At 36.5% G+C, this 16,012-nt stretch carries 18 protein-coding genes; 5 read left to right on the plus strand and 13 right to left on the minus strand.

Features of this window, described 5'->3' with window-relative positions:
* Nucleotides 1–104: 104 nt before the first annotated feature.
* The 3 genes from pulA to pepV form a co-directional block, all read right to left on the minus strand.
* On the minus strand, nt 105–2,246 hold the full coding sequence (pulA, locus tag AC0ONG_RS22290; RefSeq protein WP_000921762.1) for a type I pullulanase: 2,142 nt from the start codon (nt 2,244–2,246) through the stop codon (nt 105–107).
* Between the two features lie 211 nt (nt 2,247–2,457).
* Nucleotides 2,458–3,003 (minus strand): RNA 2',3'-cyclic phosphodiesterase, encoded by a 546-nt coding sequence (thpR, locus tag AC0ONG_RS22295; protein ID WP_000373845.1) that lies wholly within the window; start codon nt 3,001–3,003, stop codon nt 2,458–2,460.
* A gap of 119 nt (nt 3,004–3,122) precedes the next feature.
* Complete coding sequence (pepV, locus tag AC0ONG_RS22300) at nt 3,123–4,529, minus strand: dipeptidase PepV (protein ID WP_001274235.1); 1,407 nt, start codon at nt 4,527–4,529, stop codon at nt 3,123–3,125.
* A gap of 357 nt (nt 4,530–4,886) precedes the next feature.
* On the opposite strand from pepV, the gene AC0ONG_RS22305 reads away from it, so the two are divergent.
* Complete coding sequence (locus tag AC0ONG_RS22305) at nt 4,887–5,108, plus strand: DeoR family transcriptional regulator (RefSeq protein ID WP_000805512.1); 222 nt, start codon at nt 4,887–4,889, stop codon at nt 5,106–5,108.
* Nucleotides 5,109–5,187: 79 nt separating this feature from the next.
* On the opposite strand, the gene AC0ONG_RS22310 is transcribed toward AC0ONG_RS22305, so the two are convergent.
* The gene (locus AC0ONG_RS22310; RefSeq protein ID WP_001234948.1) at nt 5,188–5,916 is read right to left on the minus strand and encodes a pseudouridine synthase; all 729 of its coding nucleotides are present in this window, start codon (nt 5,914–5,916) and stop codon (nt 5,188–5,190) included.
* Nucleotides 5,917–5,957: 41 nt separating this feature from the next.
* A complete protein-coding gene (locus AC0ONG_RS22315) occupies nt 5,958–7,610 on the minus strand; it encodes a putative polysaccharide biosynthesis protein (protein ID WP_001284026.1) in 1,653 nt (550 codons plus the stop codon).
* Nucleotides 7,611–7,903: 293 nt separating this feature from the next.
* On the opposite strand from AC0ONG_RS22315, the gene AC0ONG_RS22320 reads away from it, so the two are divergent.
* Entirely contained in the window at nt 7,904–9,175 is a 1,272-nt protein-coding gene (locus AC0ONG_RS22320; protein WP_000558871.1) for a BaiN/RdsA family NAD(P)/FAD-dependent oxidoreductase, read from the plus strand.
* A 203-nt stretch (nt 9,176–9,378) separates the two neighbouring features.
* Nucleotides 9,379–10,818: an MDR family MFS transporter gene (locus AC0ONG_RS22325; RefSeq protein ID WP_001228024.1), complete on the plus strand. Its 1,440-nt coding sequence runs from the start codon at nt 9,379–9,381 to the stop codon at nt 10,816–10,818.
* 38 nt (nt 10,819–10,856) lie between these two features.
* Here the strand turns inward: AC0ONG_RS22325 and AC0ONG_RS22330 are convergent, their stop codons facing one another.
* On the minus strand, nt 10,857–11,180 hold the full coding sequence (locus AC0ONG_RS22330) for an ArsR/SmtB family transcription factor (protein ID WP_000098837.1): 324 nt from the start codon (nt 11,178–11,180) through the stop codon (nt 10,857–10,859).
* Nucleotides 11,181–11,612, minus strand: a complete 432-nt coding sequence (locus AC0ONG_RS22335; RefSeq protein WP_474204103.1) for an SRPBCC family protein — start codon at nt 11,610–11,612, stop codon at nt 11,181–11,183.
* Nucleotides 11,613–12,033: 421 nt separating this feature from the next.
* Between AC0ONG_RS22335 and AC0ONG_RS22340 the strand changes: the two genes are divergently transcribed.
* On the plus strand, nt 12,034–12,261 hold the full coding sequence (locus tag AC0ONG_RS22340; protein WP_000498990.1) for a DUF3973 domain-containing protein: 228 nt from the start codon (nt 12,034–12,036) through the stop codon (nt 12,259–12,261).
* Between the two features lie 34 nt (nt 12,262–12,295).
* Here AC0ONG_RS22340 and AC0ONG_RS22345 read toward each other — a convergent pair whose 3' ends face one another.
* Complete coding sequence (locus AC0ONG_RS22345; protein WP_000621751.1) at nt 12,296–12,478, minus strand: sporulation protein Cse60; 183 nt, start codon at nt 12,476–12,478, stop codon at nt 12,296–12,298.
* A 1-nt stretch (nt 12,479) separates the two neighbouring features.
* Complete coding sequence (locus AC0ONG_RS22350; RefSeq protein ID WP_000533804.1) at nt 12,480–12,716, minus strand: DUF2553 family protein; 237 nt, start codon at nt 12,714–12,716, stop codon at nt 12,480–12,482.
* A 254-nt stretch (nt 12,717–12,970) separates the two neighbouring features.
* Here AC0ONG_RS22350 and AC0ONG_RS22355 point away from each other — a divergent pair, with 254 nt between their 5' ends.
* Nucleotides 12,971–13,465 carry a CarD family transcriptional regulator gene (locus tag AC0ONG_RS22355; RefSeq protein ID WP_000451446.1) on the plus strand — a complete coding sequence of 165 codons (495 nt, stop codon included), beginning with the start codon at nt 12,971–12,973 and terminating at the stop codon, nt 13,463–13,465.
* Nucleotides 13,466–13,535: 70 nt separating this feature from the next.
* On the opposite strand, the gene AC0ONG_RS22360 is transcribed toward AC0ONG_RS22355, so the two are convergent.
* The 4 genes from AC0ONG_RS22360 to moaD form a co-directional block, all read right to left on the minus strand.
* Nucleotides 13,536–14,321, minus strand: a complete 786-nt coding sequence (locus AC0ONG_RS22360; RefSeq protein ID WP_000286680.1) for a glucose 1-dehydrogenase — start codon at nt 14,319–14,321, stop codon at nt 13,536–13,538.
* 13 nt (nt 14,322–14,334) lie between these two features.
* On the minus strand, nt 14,335–15,192 hold the full coding sequence (gene glcU, locus AC0ONG_RS22365; protein WP_000350863.1) for a glucose uptake protein GlcU: 858 nt from the start codon (nt 15,190–15,192) through the stop codon (nt 14,335–14,337).
* 79 nt (nt 15,193–15,271) lie between these two features.
* Complete coding sequence (locus tag AC0ONG_RS22370) at nt 15,272–15,685, minus strand: DUF3888 domain-containing protein (RefSeq protein ID WP_000717657.1); 414 nt, start codon at nt 15,683–15,685, stop codon at nt 15,272–15,274.
* A 93-nt stretch (nt 15,686–15,778) separates the two neighbouring features.
* Complete coding sequence (gene moaD / locus AC0ONG_RS22375) at nt 15,779–16,012, minus strand: molybdopterin converting factor subunit 1 (protein ID WP_000621773.1); 234 nt, start codon at nt 16,010–16,012, stop codon at nt 15,779–15,781.

Genomic DNA, 16,012 nt, shown 5'->3' on the forward strand with positions numbered 1-16,012 from the left:
CTCTATTTTATTTTACAAAACCTGTCATAGAATGACAACTTATCAAAATCGTCACCTTTGTCAATTCTACATTTATTACATTCTCATCGTCAAGTAGCGATTTGTCACATTATCGTCAATATATACGTGCTAATTGGAGCGAGCCTAAGTTCCTTTCCTCTAAATGAAGAAATTGGATCTATTTTCGCTTCGTTTTCGTTTACTAACACATGCCACGTTTCTTCTTTCGGAAGTTGCACCGTTTTAGCTTCTAAACCGCTATTAAATAAAACGACAATCTCTTTCCACGGTCCAAACGATTTTACATTTTGCAGGTGGTATGCAAGTACTTCTGTAGATGTTTGTAAAAAAGTCATATGTTTTTTTATAAGGTCTGCGTTTTGTAATCGGAATGCCCCATGCTCTTTACGAATCGCAATTAAACCTTTTATATAGTTAACAGTCTCTATCTCTTTCTCTTTTTGATCCCAATCTAATTGATTAATCTCATCATTTGCATTATAACTATTTTCATTTCCTTTCTTCGTACGATAAAACTCTTGTCCTGCATGTAAGAAAGGAATGCCTTGTGAAAGAATAACCATTGCGCTCGCTAGCAGGTGACGTTTTTTCAAAATCGCTTCTGATTCTTCATTACTGCGCACTAGTTTATCCCACATCGTCATATTATCATGACATTCTACATAATTAATGCTTTGCGCCGGCTCTAGAAACAGCCCTGTTTCTTTCATACTTAAAAGACTTCCTGCTGCAATATACTGCAAATGATTACAGTCTACAGACCCACCAAATGCAAAACCACGCTTGTTTATATGAAATGTACTCCCTTTTATCCCATCACGAAATTGATCATTAAACTGCGCAATATGCGGCATGTTCTTCGCATTATTTAACGTTGCTTTTTCTTTGGCAGGAAGTGGTGTTTGTAAATCCCATCCTTCTCCTAATAATAAAGCATCTCGTTTTATGTTTCGTACTTCTTTTTCTATCACATTCATTGTATCAACATCTAAAATTCCCATTAAGTCGAATCGGAATCCATCGACATTGTATTCAGTAAGCCAATATAAAATAGACTCTACAATGAATTTCCTCATCATTTTCCGTTCAGACGCTATATCATTTCCGACTCCCGTCCCATTAGAAGGCATACCATCTTCACCATGACGAAAATAATAGCCTGGAACAAGCTTTTCAAATGATGATAGCTCTCTTTCATAAACATGATTATATACAACATCTATGATCACCCTAATACCTTGTTCATGAAATGTTTCAATTAGTTGTTTGCACTCAACTATCCTGTTATACGGATCAGAGGGATTTGTAGCATAAAATCCTGTTGGTGCATTGTAATATAATGGATTATACCCCCAATTATAGGCGGACGAAGGATTCGCCTCATCTACACCACCGAAACAATATAAAGGTAATAGTTCAACATGTGTAACACCTAAATCTTTTATATGAGACAACCCTGTTAACGTCCCGTTCCGTCCCGTTGTTCCCTCTTCCATCAATCCTTTATATGTTCCCTTTTGACTCACTCCACTATTTTGATGTATAGTCGCATCACGAATATGCAGTTCATACAATATGGCATCTGTCATTGATTGTAATGGTGGTAATCCCTCTCGTCTTGTTACACTCGTTTTTTCTAAATCGATAACAACACCGTGTTTGCCGTTTACCGTCACCGACTTTGCATAAGGATCCACAGCTTCGTTCCATATTAAATTAATACAAACAAGAAATGTATAGCATGCTCCGTCTAAATCCCCTTGTAATGTTTGAATCCAAACTCCGTTTTCTTCTCTGTACATTTCATGATCGGTATATTCTTTATCACTCTTATAAATTCTTACTTTCGCAAGCCTTGCGGTTGGAGCCCATACTTTAAATGTCGTTTCTTCTTTTTGATACACAGCACCTAAATCTGTACCTTCGTAATAATACTTTTCATCGAAAATTGTTGTTCGAATAACAGCACCTATTTGTAAATCCGTTTCTTCATTCCGTTCATCTCGTACTGTATAATACTTCCCCACATCTAGCGGCTCTTCTATAAAGCACTCATACTTCGTTGCATCTGGAAGTGCAATAGTATGAGCAATCGGTAAATCTTTCACATTACTTCCTTCTTGCAAACGAAATGTCCGACTTGTTCCATACGCATGTGGGAGCAAAATTGTAATTTTATTCATTTCATCTAAATAGGCATCAAATGGACGTTTTACTTTCAACATAAAAAAATCACCATCATTCTCAAAGTTAAAATAAAGTGAAACTTTAATGAGCGAGAAAATTTTTCCATCCTCACTTATTATTAGCCTTCACCAATCAGGCGAGATAAAATGAGCTGCAAATGATAAGACTTTTCTTATCAACAAGACTCTATACAGTAACTCCATTCTTCTCTATAGTATATTCACCTGCATAAAAAACGTTTTCAACATTCTATTTTTGTAATTTTATTTCAGCAATCGATTTATACTTCGGGGTTTCTTTCACGTGGGATTCGTATAAAGTAATTGTATCTGCTTGAAATGATATTTCAGGCACTTCTTTTATACTTTCTAAATGAAACTTTTCTTCTCCTATCCATTTACGAGCAACAGTAATATGTGGATGATACGGGCGTGTTTCTAGAGAAAAACCATTTTCTTCACAAATGGCATGTACTTGCTTTTGTAACTGAAACAAATCATGATTCTCACTTACCTTCGCCCAAAGAATACGGGGCTGATCTTCCCTACCAAACGTTGAAAAACCTTGTAACGTGAACGATAGTTCTTTTGTTTTTATAAGTGTTTGTAATCCATTCTTTATCCCTTTTAACTGTTCTTCTGTCGCACCTCCTAAAAAGGAAAGGGTAATATGATAATCTTCCTTATGTACCCACGAGCGAAATGGTAATTTCTCATTCGTATCCTCTTTATAGTTAGACAGCACTTCTTTTATATGATTTGGTAACGTAATTGCGACAAAATAATGCCTATCCATGTGCACCGTCTCCTTCTTTCTATTGTTGCTTTTCTTTCTTATCTCATTCAATTAAAAAGAAGCCGCCCTCTAAAGTAGAGAGCGGTCATTATTCATATATCGGCGATTAAAGTTTCACTTTACTTCGCTAATTCATGAATTGCTTGCGCATAAATTGCTGTTGCTTTTAATAAGTCTTCAATTTCAATGTACTCATCTTTTTGATGCGCAAGTTCTTCCTTTCCAGGGAATAGCGGTCCAAATGCCACACCAGCTTTTAATGAACGAGCATAAGTACCTCCGCCAATTGCTAATAGTTCTGCTTTTTCACCTGTTTGTTCTTCATATACACGTTGTAACGTACGAATTAATACGTGGTCTTTATCAACGTGATGCGGGCGTGAATTAGAATAGTCAGCTACTTCAAATCCATGCGTACCAACATACTCTTTCAACTTCGCAATTGTTTCTTCAAAGTTAGTTGTAACTGGGTAACGTACGTTTAGCCCTAAGTTACCACCGTTTTCTTTCGTATAAGAAAGGCGACCAACATTCACTGTTAACGGACCGCTAATTTCATCTTTATAAGCAATAGTAGCTTTTTCACCCAAAATATCACCAGTAAATGTTTCTGTTGCAAATGTCGCAAATGCAGTTGCTTTTCCATCAAGTGAAACTGTAGTCAAGAAGTTTGCTAATAATAAACCTGCATTTTCTCCTTTTTCAGGAGTAGATCCGTGCGCTGAAATTCCTTTTATTTGCAACGTCACTGTATTACCTTCTATAGTCGATTCCCCTATTTTTTTAGCAGTTTGTAAATACTCTTCATATGCTACTGTAAGTGCATTTACATCTTCTCCTGTAATAACCGCTTCTGCAAAATCAGGAACCATATTTAAACGTCGCCCTGAATCAAATGAAACAAGTTCATATGTACCTTTTTTCTCTTCACTACCATTTTGCACAACTTGTATATCAGAAATTCCTTTTTCTGCATTAATAATTGGAAAATCTGCATCTGGTGCAAAACCGATTGTTGGCATTTCTTCGTTTTTAAAGTAGTGATCTACACATTTCCAATTGCTTTCTTCATCTGTTCCTATAATCATACGAACACGTTTTGAAAGAGGTAAGCCTAATTCTTTCACAATTTTCATCGCATAATATGCTGCCATCGTTGGGCCTTTATCGTCAATTGCACCACGTGCAAAAATCTTTCCATCGCGAATATCCGCACTATATGCGGGAGTCGTCCAGCCATCTCCTTCTGGTACAACATCAACGTGACAAAGAATACCTACTAATTCTTCTCCTTGTCCCATTTCAAGATGACCTGCATATCCTTCTAAATTTTTAGAAGCAAAACCTTCAGCTTCTCCTTTATGTAACATGAAAGATAGCGCTTTTTCTACCCCTTCACCGAATGGTGCGCCCTCTTTCGCCGATTCTTCTTCCCATACACTTTTAATTTGTAAAAATTGTTGTGTATCACGAATTAAATCATCTTTTCGTTTTGCAACTTCTTCTGTCCAATTAATCGCTGACATCACGCATCCATCCTTCACTATATTATCTCTTTCATCATAGCAAACCGAAATCCCTTATGCCATACACGAAAACTAAATACCGAACAATTGTAATATTTCAGACATTTCTTATTAGTTTTTCTTTTATTTTTTCAAAAAAATTTGCAGGAATTTGGCGTTTTACGTAGAATTTTATGTGTTAGTTGACTGACCATATATACAATGTCAACTACCAATATTTTTCTATATGAATTTTTGTTAAACTTTTGTAAAATTTAAGTAGATTAAAGCATGAATTTTATCATGTAGAGTACAATGGTAGTAACGACCTTCTTTCCTGAATGGGGTCAAAAAAACTAGTAGAGGAGTGGTTTTCTCTTGAAACCTACAACTACTCGTATGCTAACACGCATTAAATCAATTTATATGTACATCAATGAAAACGGAACGGTAACGACGAAAGACCTTGTAGATGAGTTCGGGATCACACCGCGAACGATACAACGTGATCTAAATGTGTTGCAGTTTAATGAACTCGTGTATAGCCCTTGCCGCGGTAAGTGGACAACAACAGGAAAGAAAGTGAGAATGACCTCATAACGAAAAATAATTGTATGTAAATAAATACATACCCCTTTCTAACTATTAGAAAGGGGTTTTTTCTGTACCTATAAAGGTACTACTTTTCAGTATCTACTTGATATGTTCTTAACATTTCTACTTCTTCATCTGTTAGCTCTCGGTATTGTCCAAGTTCTAGTTCTTCATCTAATACTAACGGACCCATCTCTGTTCTCTTTAGGTAGACTACTTTTTTCCCTACCGCTTCAAACATACGCTTCACTTGATGGAATTTCCCTTCCGTAATCACAAGCTCAATTTCAGAAATATCATCGCTTTTCAATATTGTAAGCGCACCTGGCTTTGTTTCATAGCCATCGTCTAAAATAACACCTTTAGCAAACTCTTTTACATCCTCTTCTGTTACTACTCCTGCAACGTGTGCATAATATTTTTTCGGCACATGCTTTTTCGGAGATAATAATTGATGTGATAACTTCCCATCATTTGTTATCAATAAGAAACCTTCCGTATCGATATCAAGTCGTCCAACTGGGAACGGATCAAAGATTGCATCTTCTAATTCTAATAAATCTATTACTGTTTCATGATTATCATCTTCCGTCGCTGAAATAACACCTTGTGGTTTATGCATCATTAAGTAAACAAACTCTTTGTATTCCACAACTTCACCGTGAATCATAACTTCTTGCTCTTCTACATTTACATGAACTTTCGCATCTTTTACTGGCGTTCCATCAATTTTCACAACGCCATCTTTCAATAATTTCTTTACTTCTTTTCTACTTCCATATCCCATATTCGCTAATAATTTATCTAATCTCACGTTTTTCACCTTCTTTATTTATCATAGAAAAGGGGACGTAATTACGCCCCTCTTGATTTCAACTTTATTTTAAATCTACTACCAAGTTTACGTTGAATTTTATCTAATGCTTCTCCGCCAAATACTCTTTCAAGTACTCCTGTGCGAATTGCTAACAATCCGTAAACAAGACCACCAATACCTGCACAAATCGCAACTGTTATAAGAGCACCAATACGGCCATCAGGCGAAATCATGAAGGATAGAAGCCATTGTGATAGTTTTACAGCAACGACCATTATAAGTGTCAGTACTGCAATTTGGAATGTTCTTTTATATACAACACCGAATGAATAGTGTGCGTATTTTTTAATTTGTCGATTTGTATACCAAACAGAAGCTAAGAAACCAACTGCGGTCGCTAGAATTGCTCCTACTGTACCGAAATAACGAATAAAGATTACGTTACATACAAATTTCAAAATAACACCCATAATAAGCGCGACAATTGCATGCTTTTGCTGATTAATCCCTTGAAGAATTGCCGCTGTTACTGTAAATAAAGCAAATAACAATGCAACTGGTGCATACCACATTAATACTTGTCCACCTAATGGATCTGAGTCATAGAAAGCAGTGTAAATTGGATATGCAAGTGTTGAAATACCGATAACTGCTGGCAATGTTAAAAACATATTTGCCTGGAATGTTTGTGTAATTTGTAATTTCAAATAGCGGTATTGTTTTTCAGTAAATGATTTTGTAATTGCTGGTACAAGCGTTAAACTAAACGCTGTTGCAAGTGATACAGGAATCATAATTAACTTATGCGTCCACATTGTGAAAATACCCAGCGCTCGCTCTGCGATATCACCTTGACCAATCGCCTGCATAATTGAGTTAAATGTCAATGTATCAATTTGTTGATATAAAGGAATTGTTAACCCAATTACAACGTAAGGAATCGCATATGCGAATAACTCTTTAAACAATTGAACAGTACTTACTGTTGATTCTGGTACAGTTTGTTCAATTAAATATTGATCCAAATATTTTTTACGTTTTAACCAGTACCAAATTAACACACCGAGTGCTCCAACCGCTGAAACGAACGCAGCAAATGTCGCTACTCCAACTGCTGTTGCAACTGTACCGCCAAGTACTTTAATAACGATAAAACTACCTGCTAATAAAAAGACGATACGAATAATTTGTTCAATAATTTGTGAAACGGTAGTTGGTCCCATAGACTGGTGACCTTGGAAATAACCACGAATTAAACTCGCTGCTGGTACAACAATAAGTGCGAAACTTACAAGACGAATGATCGTCGTAACTTCTCCTACATTATTGTGTATACTTTGTTTACCAAGCATCGCTTCTGCAAACAACGGTGCCGTCATGTACAGTACTAGGAACGAAAGAACTCCTGTTACTATCATCATAACCATTCCCGAGCGGAACATTCTCCGGCTCGTTTTATAATCGCCAAGCGCATTATATTTGGAAACAAATTTTGAAACAGCAAGCGGCACACCTGCCGTTGCGATACTTAAAAAGATCGTATATGGAATGTATCCATATGTATAGAGCGTTCCGCCTTCTGTACCTACTAATGCATGAAACGGAAAGACGTAAATCATGCCTAAGAACTTTACTAAAAATGTCCCTAGCGTAACAATAAGCGTTCCGCGCAGAAATTTCGAATCGGACATACAAAAATCCTCCTACATCTACATAAAATGAAACTTTAATCAGTGAGGTGTTCTTCTCCACTGATTATTAGTTGAACCATTCGAGCATTTACAGGCTAACAGACTCCCTATTTACTTCTCCTAAATCTTGAGGTTTTAGTCTTATCGCCTACAAATAGCAGGATAGTGCTGAACTCTAACTTTTGTATTGTACCACAATTCTCTCATTAAGCAGTACTTCACTCTATTTTTCTTTTAACGGAAAACATGCTATTCTTTTAGGCAGGAAATGTAGAAAATGAGGTCGATATATTATGCATTATGATGTTATTGTCATCGGCGGCGGTCCTTCTGGGCTAATGGCTGCAATTGGTGCTGCAGAAGAAGGCGCAAATGTCTTGCTTCTTGATAAAGGAAATAAACTTGGGCGTAAACTTGCGATTTCTGGTGGCGGACGCTGTAACGTAACGAACCGTCTACCACTTGATGAAATTGTTAAACATATACCAGGAAACGGTCGCTTCTTATACAGCGCTTTTTCTCTTTTTAATAATGAAGATATTATTACATTCTTCGAAAATCTTGGTGTTAAATTGAAAGAAGAAGACCACGGTCGCATGTTCCCCGTGTCAAACAAAGCGCAATCTGTTGTAGATGCACTTTTAACACGATTAAAAGACTTAGGTGTAAAAATCCGTACAAATACGCCTGTTGAAACGATTGAATATGAAAATGGTCAAACGAAGGCAGTTGTACTGCAAACAGGCGAAGTGTTAGAAACAAATCATGTCGTTATCGCTGTTGGCGGAAAATCCGTTCCTCAAACTGGTTCCACTGGAGACGGATACGCTTGGGCTGAAAAAGCAGGTCATACAATTACAGAATTATTCCCAACAGAAGTACCTATCCTGTCAAACGAGCCGTTTATACGTGATCGCTCATTACAAGGTCTTGCTTTACGTGATATAAACTTAAGCGTATTAAACCCGAAAGGAAAAGCTATCATTTCTCACAAAATGGACATGCTCTTCACTCATTTCGGCCTATCTGGTCCTGCTGCTCTTCGCTGTAGTCAATTCGTCGTGAAAGCACTGAAAAAGTTTAAAACGAACACAATACAAATGAGTATTGATGCATTGCCAGAGGAAAATAGTGAGCAACTATTTCAGCGCATGCTGAAACAAATGAAAGAAGATCCGAAAAAAGGAATTAAAAACGTTTTAAAAGGTTATGTCCCTGAACGTTACTTCCTATTCTTATTAGAAAAAAATGAAATTGACGGTAGTGAACAAGCTGGACAAGTTTCTCACGAAAAGATTCGTGCACTTGTGAAAGACTTTAAAGAGTTTACTGTGAATGTAAATGGTACGCAATCAATTGAAAAAGCATTCGTTACTGGCGGAGGTGTATCCGTGAAAGAAATTAATCCGAAAGAAATGTCTTCTAAATTCACGAACGGCTTATATTTCTGTGGAGAAGTTCTTGATATTCACGGTTATACTGGTGGTTATAATATTACATCAGCCCTCGTTACTGGTAGAATTGCTGGAACGACAGCTGGAGAAAACGCGAAAATGCAATATTAAAAAAGAAACAGGGATTCCTGTTTCTTTTTTTAATATTGCCATGAAATCATTATCGGCGATTTCTCAAATATATCGACTTACCGACAAGAAGCGACAAACATCTGCTCCATGTAACTTTCCATTGCTTTTTTGTTGCTTTATATACCTTAGTACCTTTATATTTTATATTGTTGAATATTTAAAAAAGGGTAAGGGGAAAACAAATGAGAAAAAAAGTCATGATGTCTTTAATGTTAATGACGTTTCTTTCTGCGGTAGAAGGAACGATTGTTAGTACAGCAATCCCTCGTATAACGAGTGATTTGTCAGGCGTCGAACTTGTTAGTTGGGTATATGCAATTTATATGCTTGCAACAGCTGTTTCGACTCCAATATACGGAAAGCTCGCTGATTTATTCGGCCGTAAAAAAGTTTTACTGATCGGAGCTACAATCTTTTTAGTCGGTTCTGCACTTTGCGGAGTCGTTACATCGATGGAACAATTAATTTTCTTCCGCGCTCTTCAAGGTATCGGTGCTGGTGCTGTTATGCCAATCACAATGACGATAATTGGAGACTTATATAGCGAAGCGAAAGACCGCGCGAAAGCACAAGGTTGGATGAGTGCCGTTTGGGGTGTATCCGGTGTTATCGGACCGTTAGTAGGTGGATTTTTAGTTGATTCCCTTTCTTGGCGCTATATTTTCTTCTTAAACGTTCCATTTGGAATTATCGCTTGCTTAATGATTGCAATTTACTACAAAGAATCTATTAAGCCCGCTAAACACCATATCGATTATCTTGGTGCAACAGTTTTTTCATTAAGTACAATCGCTCTACTATATGCATTATTAACAGGTAGCAGTAAGCAAAACTGGGGAGACATGACAATTATCGGCCTATTAATCTTTGCCGCTATTTCATTCATTATTTTCTTGTTCATCGAGAAAAAATCTCCGGAACCATTAATTCCTTTAACACTTTTCTCTAACCGTACATTATCTACGATAAATATATTAACTCTTATTGCTGGCGCAATGATTATTAGTATTACAATGTACCTACCAATCTGGAGCCAAGGTGTATTAGGAAAAAACGCTACAGAAGCTGGACTTATTTTAATGCCAATCCCTGTTATGTGGACATTTGGCGCTATTTTCTCTGGTAACTTAGTAGGCAAATTAAAAACGAAACAAATCATTTTACTTGGGGCTAGCATTTTATCAGTCGCTACGTTCTTATTATTTACACTATCAACCAATTCACCATCGTTCCTTATTTATGTAGCAGTTGGATTATTCGGCTTAGGAATGGGGCTTGTGACACCGATTTATATGGTAACAATTCAAGCAGCAGTCCCAGCTCATACACGCGGAACAGCTGTTGGTTTAAACACATTTATTAATACATTTAGTCAAACGTTAGGTGCTGCAATATTCGGTACAATCTTCAATACGATGATTCACGCACGTGGTATTAAAAATCTTGATCTTGTATCTGGTGGACATGGCGGTACTACAGCAAACGTAGTAACCGAATCACAATCCGCATTAGCATCAAGCGTACACGTCATTTATATGAGCACTTTCGTATTAGCAGTATGTACATTAATTATCGCTTGGATTTTATTAAAGCCAGCTACACAAACAAGTGAGCAACAATAAAAAGGATGACCATTTTGGTCATCCTTTTTACATAACATCTACTCTTCATTCTCCACAATATGTTTCAGCATGGATAATTTATTATCCCAAAAACGCTCATAATACGAGAGCCACTGTTGTAATTCTTCTAATGGTTCTGGATGCAAACGATATATCTTCTCTCTTCCGCTTTTTCTTCCACTTACTAAATTCGCTTCCGAAAGAATATGAAGGTGCTTTACAACCGCAGTACGACTCATCGGGAAATGATCCGTTATTTTGGAAATCGGTAACTCTTTGTCACTTAATAACCGTATTACTTCTCGGCGGGTTGGATCAGCAATTGCTTGAAATACATCATATTTCGCTGCTGACGAGGACACTTAGCCTTCGACAACCTTTTTCAGTTTTTCATTTACAATCGCTACCCAACCACCGCTCATTCTATCGCGAATAATAGAGCTCTTCGCATTTGCTTTCGGAAGAATTTCATCAGGATATTTCCAGCCGCCGTGAATTAACGTAAATTCTGTTTTGTTATCTCCTAAGTCTTTCAAATTAAATGAAACAATCCAGCCATCTGTATCCCATGAGAAAGATAAATGGTTTGGCTCATCAATTTCTAACACTTTACATGGTGATGGCCCAAATGGTGATTGCACATGAAATTCATGTCCTACCTCTAATACAAAATCATTTGGCATAAACCATGACGCAATCCCTTCTGCAGTTGATACTACACTCCATACCTTTTGAATAGACGCGTTAAAAACGATTGTTTGTTTAATATCATTTAATGTATTTTGTTGTTCCATTTTCATTCTCCTTTACTCCGCGTTATAACATAACACCTTTTGGTTGTACTTTGATGATATAACACCTTTTGGTTTCATGTCAACGCTAATTCTTTTACTGTTGAGAAATTCTCAACATTTTTTCAACAGGACAAACACCCTCTTAGCATTTCCTCATAATATACTCACAAAGGCAATACAAAATAAAAACTTCTCTCAACATGAAACTCCATCATTCATATTGAAAGAAGTGCCTTACTTATATCATGCGTACTTCGTCTCTCCTCCTTCCCTCAGGGACAATACGCGAGATATGACAAATCAGAAGGAATATGCCCACCATTTGAGTAGGTAGTTATTTCTCTTCTCCTCAACATTTCCTTAGGAGCGAAATGACTACCGACTCACTTTTTTCAAACAAAATAAAAAGGGGTTGAACGCTATGTTCTATTGCATTAACTGCTCTGATATTCATCATGAAAAACATCCGAATGATAAAGTATTCAAAAACGGTTTTTATATTGATCCATTTTTAGGTGATCGTTATCACCTTGGTATGTGTAAAGATGCCCAAAACCATGAAACAGGGGAGCCTCTTTTAACGACAAAGAAATCAGGCACAACCCAATCTATTATGAACGTATTACCGACACATGTTGTCCCAACATAAAACATAAAAAAGAGCTGGATGAGCCAGCTCTTTTTTATGCTTTATAAACGATCATTGCTGAAAAACAATAAATTTGGTTTTCATCGTCGTTAATGGAAACACCAACTTGGTACTTAATATCTACAAAGTTGCTATCATCAATCTTTTTCAAAAAAACATTCACAGCGTCTTCTAAGTCTTTTTCGTGACTTTCATCAAACACTTTCACACGAATCATGTTAACACCATCCTAGATCGCAGCCCTCCGCCGCTTGATTATTGCCACGGTGCGTATCTATGATGCGATAAAACTTTCCATTCTCATATATATATCCGTCTTCTAACACATATTTTTTATCTTCAGTATAGACATAAAACTTACCTATCATAAATTTACTCGTATATAATTCCAAATAATTTGGTCTAAATTTAGCTACAACTTTATTTGTAATATCAATTTTTATTGTGCGCCCCACCTTCTCTCCCTCCTTTGCAAAGAACGGATTTAGGTATATTGTATTAGCGCTTTTACATTTTATGCTTAAAAATAAGTGGATATGCCTTCTTTCTTCACCTGTACTATTTTTCTAAAAAAATCACTATAAATAAAATCCCCAAAAAAACATAAAAAAAGCACTTTACCTTATTGACTCGAATATAAATATTATGTTATTATATAAAATTTGACATTTTTACATACGTATGCTATCATTAAAAGTGGTTACCACATATGGAGGTGGATGATTTGTTTCAAATTGGTGATAAAATCGTTTATCCAATGCACGGTGCAGGAATTATCGAAGCAATTGAAGAGAAAGAAATATTAGGTACTTCACGTCAATATTGTGTGATACGCATCATTAGTAAAGATATGCAAGTAATGCTTCCGATGGAACAATTAAAAAAATCAGGTATTCGTTATATCGTTGATCGAGGTACGTTAGATGATATACTTCTTGAATTTCAAAACGGGGAGTCAGACCCATCACTCTCATGGAAACAAAGATATACAATGAATATGGAAAAAATGAAAAATGGCAATTTACAAGATAGCGCAGAAGTGGTTCGGGATTTACTTCGCCGTAATAAAGAGAGAACATTAAATGCGAGCGAAAAACAAATGCTAGATAATGCCCGAAAAATGATGATTAGCGAAGTCGCGCTCGTACAAAATGTTACTGAACATCAAGCAACAGAATTTCTTCAAGATACAATTAATCATTAAATTTAAAATAGCTGAACGCTATTTTTTTTGTAAAAAGGACAAAGAGATAAAACTCTTTGTCCTTTTCATATTACCCACGCCCAGCTTGAAACGATGGATATAACGTCATTCCACCATCTGCAAATAGCGTAATTCCCGTTACATAACTCGCCTCTGAAGAAGCAAGCCAAGTTGCTACCGCTGCAATTTCTTCAGGTTTTCCAATATAGCCCATCGGTATCATACTTTCTACGTCAGCACGCTGCTTTGGATCAGCAAATTTTTCTGCATTTATCGGCGTATTAATTGCACCTGGCCCAATATTATTTACTCGAATACCTTTTGACGCATATTCTAGCGCTAACGTTTCTGTCATCAGTTTAATACCACCCTTACTTGCTGCATAGTGCACAAATAGTGGCCACGGAATTTTCTCATGAACACTAGACATATTAATGACAGACCCTTTAATATCATGTTCTACAAAATATTTAATCGCTTCACGACTTCCTAAAAAAGCACCTGTTAAATTTGTATTAATTACCCTATTCCAATCTTCAAGCGGCATTTCATGCGACGGTACCGCGTTTTCTATCCCTGCATTATTAATCATAACGTCAAGCGTACCAAACTCTTTCACAGCAGATTGAATGAGATTCACAACATCTGATTCGACCGTTACATCACCTTTTACAGCAATCGCTTCGCCGCCTACCTTTTTAATTTCTTCTAACACACCATTTGCTTCTGATTCTCGTGAGCGATAATTAATAACCACTTTCGCTTTTTCCTTAGCAAACCTCACTCCCATCGCTCTTCCGAGACCAGTTGCTGATCCTGTAATAACGACAACTTTCCCTGCTAAATCACTATACATTTCTATACCTCCTTTAACTTTTGGCTATACCTAACATAATTCCGGCTGCAATAATAAAAACGATACCGACAACGATACCCGTTAATTGGCGTTTCGTTTTCTTTTCACCTAATATAAGAATCCCACCAAGCGTGGAAATAATAATTCCCATTTGCGATAGCGAGAAACTTGTTGCGACTCCAACACGCGGCTGCGAAATGAATAAAAACATATTTCCAGCTGCCCAAATTAATCCTGGAATAATATTTCGGATTGCATATTTATTAAATGGCTGATGTTTAAAGGTAAGCAAAATCCCACCTAACACCATACCAACTGCTTGTGGCAACAAAGCTGACCAACCATCTACGTTAAATAGTCTAATCACTACAACGTAAACTAAATAACCGACTGTTGAAATTAATAAAATTACGATACCTCTTTTAAAGTTTGCTGCTTGCTCTGCATTTTTTTCTTCTTCACTTTGAAGCGATGTTAAAATAACACCGATAATAATACAAACGAGCGCTAAAATCCCAAGGACGACCGATATTGTCGTGGACCATTCATGAAATACGATAACGCCAAATAAAGTCGTCGCAACTAATTGAAGTCCTGTTGAAATTGGCATCGTCCTCGAAACACCCATTAAATCAATACTTTTTAATTGATTCGCCTGACCAAGCGCCCAAAATAAACCTGAAACAACTCCAACTCCAATAACGGTAGGTGTTAATACTGGCTTCATAAAAATATAAACAACAATTGAGAAAATAAGTGCTCCAAACGTTGTTCCGAGCGTTTGACTATACGGTCCCCCGCCCAGTTTTACATTAAATAGCACAATACTTCCCCAAAATATAGCTGGTAAAATTGCTAAAAATATATCCATCGCCCATTACCTTTCTCTGTAAAATGTCATAAATTGAAACTTTAATCATCCCGCAAAATAGCGGAATAAGTTACCACTCTCAATCATTAGAATGAGCTTTCATTTTTTCTTTTTTGCGAGCACAAATCTTTTCTACAACATCATTAGAAACATTCTTTTCTCGCTCCACATTTTTTACCTTTATATGATCTAAATAATCCTCCAAAGTAAGTGTAACTTTGTCATTTGGGGGATTATGCGCCCCTTGAAAAGTAAGAAATTGTAGCGTCACTTCAAATCTAGGAACAAATTCATCTTTCCTGCCGAGACGCTTTATATTTATAACTGAATCACATTCATATTGATCTTTTGTCACTTGTCTAATAACCGAATAGTACCTATTCAATAAAGCACTCTCTAAAAGCTGTTCCCTTGATTCTTTCGCGAAAGAATCACTTGGAGAAGAGAAAAAGATAGAACATATCACTGTAATAATTACACATATTTTTTTCATAACGTCCTCCTTATCCTATAAGTTAGTGTTCTCAAAAACGCCATAAAAAAACGACTTCCCCTACTTAGGAAAGTCGTTTTAATGAATCCAATATTAACCACCACTCACTGGTGGAATTAGTGCAACAACATCACCAGATTGGACCCTGTCATCTTCATTTGCGTATTCTTCATTAATCGCAACCATAATTGGCTCTGAAACTGGTACATTATATTCTTTCGCAACAACATCTTTTAACTCTGCAACCGTAATATTTTCTTTCTCTATTTGTAATTCACTTGTCCCTGCTTCTTCTTGCAAGTGCGCAAATAACAATACTCGAATCAT

This window comes from Bacillus sp. TCT6 (assembly GCF_056033845.1).

Bases quoted from the DNA above. Each gene is read 5' to 3' on its own strand.
- thpR (WP_000373845.1), bottom strand. From the start codon at position 3,003: ATGGATAGGCATTATTTTGTCGCAATTACGTTACCAAATCATATAAAA.
- AC0ONG_RS22355 (WP_000451446.1), top strand. From the start codon at position 12,971: ATGGAGGTGGATGATTTGTTTCAAATTGGTGATAAAATCGTTTATCCA.
- AC0ONG_RS22315 (WP_001284026.1), bottom strand. From the start codon at position 7,610: ATGTCCGATTCGAAATTTCTGCGCGGAACGCTTATTGTTACGCTAGGG.
- AC0ONG_RS22370 (WP_000717657.1), bottom strand. From the start codon at position 15,685: ATGAAAAAAATATGTGTAATTATTACAGTGATATGTTCTATCTTTTTC.
- AC0ONG_RS22320 (WP_000558871.1), top strand. From the start codon at position 7,904: ATGCATTATGATGTTATTGTCATCGGCGGCGGTCCTTCTGGGCTAATG.
- AC0ONG_RS22335 (WP_474204103.1), bottom strand. From the start codon at position 11,612: ATGGAACAACAAAATACATTAAATGATATTAAACAAACAATCGTTTTT.
- moaD (WP_000621773.1), bottom strand. From the start codon at position 16,012: ATGATTCGAGTATTGTTATTTGCGCACTTGCAAGAAGAAGCAGGGACA.
- glcU (WP_000350863.1), bottom strand. From the start codon at position 15,192: ATGGATATATTTTTAGCAATTTTACCAGCTATATTTTGGGGAAGTATT.
- AC0ONG_RS22360 (WP_000286680.1), bottom strand. From the start codon at position 14,321: ATGTATAGTGATTTAGCAGGGAAAGTTGTCGTTATTACAGGATCAGCA.
- pulA (WP_000921762.1), bottom strand. From the start codon at position 2,246: ATGTTGAAAGTAAAACGTCCATTTGATGCCTATTTAGATGAAATGAAT.
- pepV (WP_001274235.1), bottom strand. From the start codon at position 4,529: ATGTCAGCGATTAATTGGACAGAAGAAGTTGCAAAACGAAAAGATGAT.
- AC0ONG_RS22345 (WP_000621751.1), bottom strand. From the start codon at position 12,478: ATGATTCGTGTGAAAGTGTTTGATGAAAGTCACGAAAAAGACTTAGAA.
- AC0ONG_RS22340 (WP_000498990.1), top strand. From the start codon at position 12,034: ATGTTCTATTGCATTAACTGCTCTGATATTCATCATGAAAAACATCCG.
- AC0ONG_RS22325 (WP_001228024.1), top strand. From the start codon at position 9,379: ATGAGAAAAAAAGTCATGATGTCTTTAATGTTAATGACGTTTCTTTCT.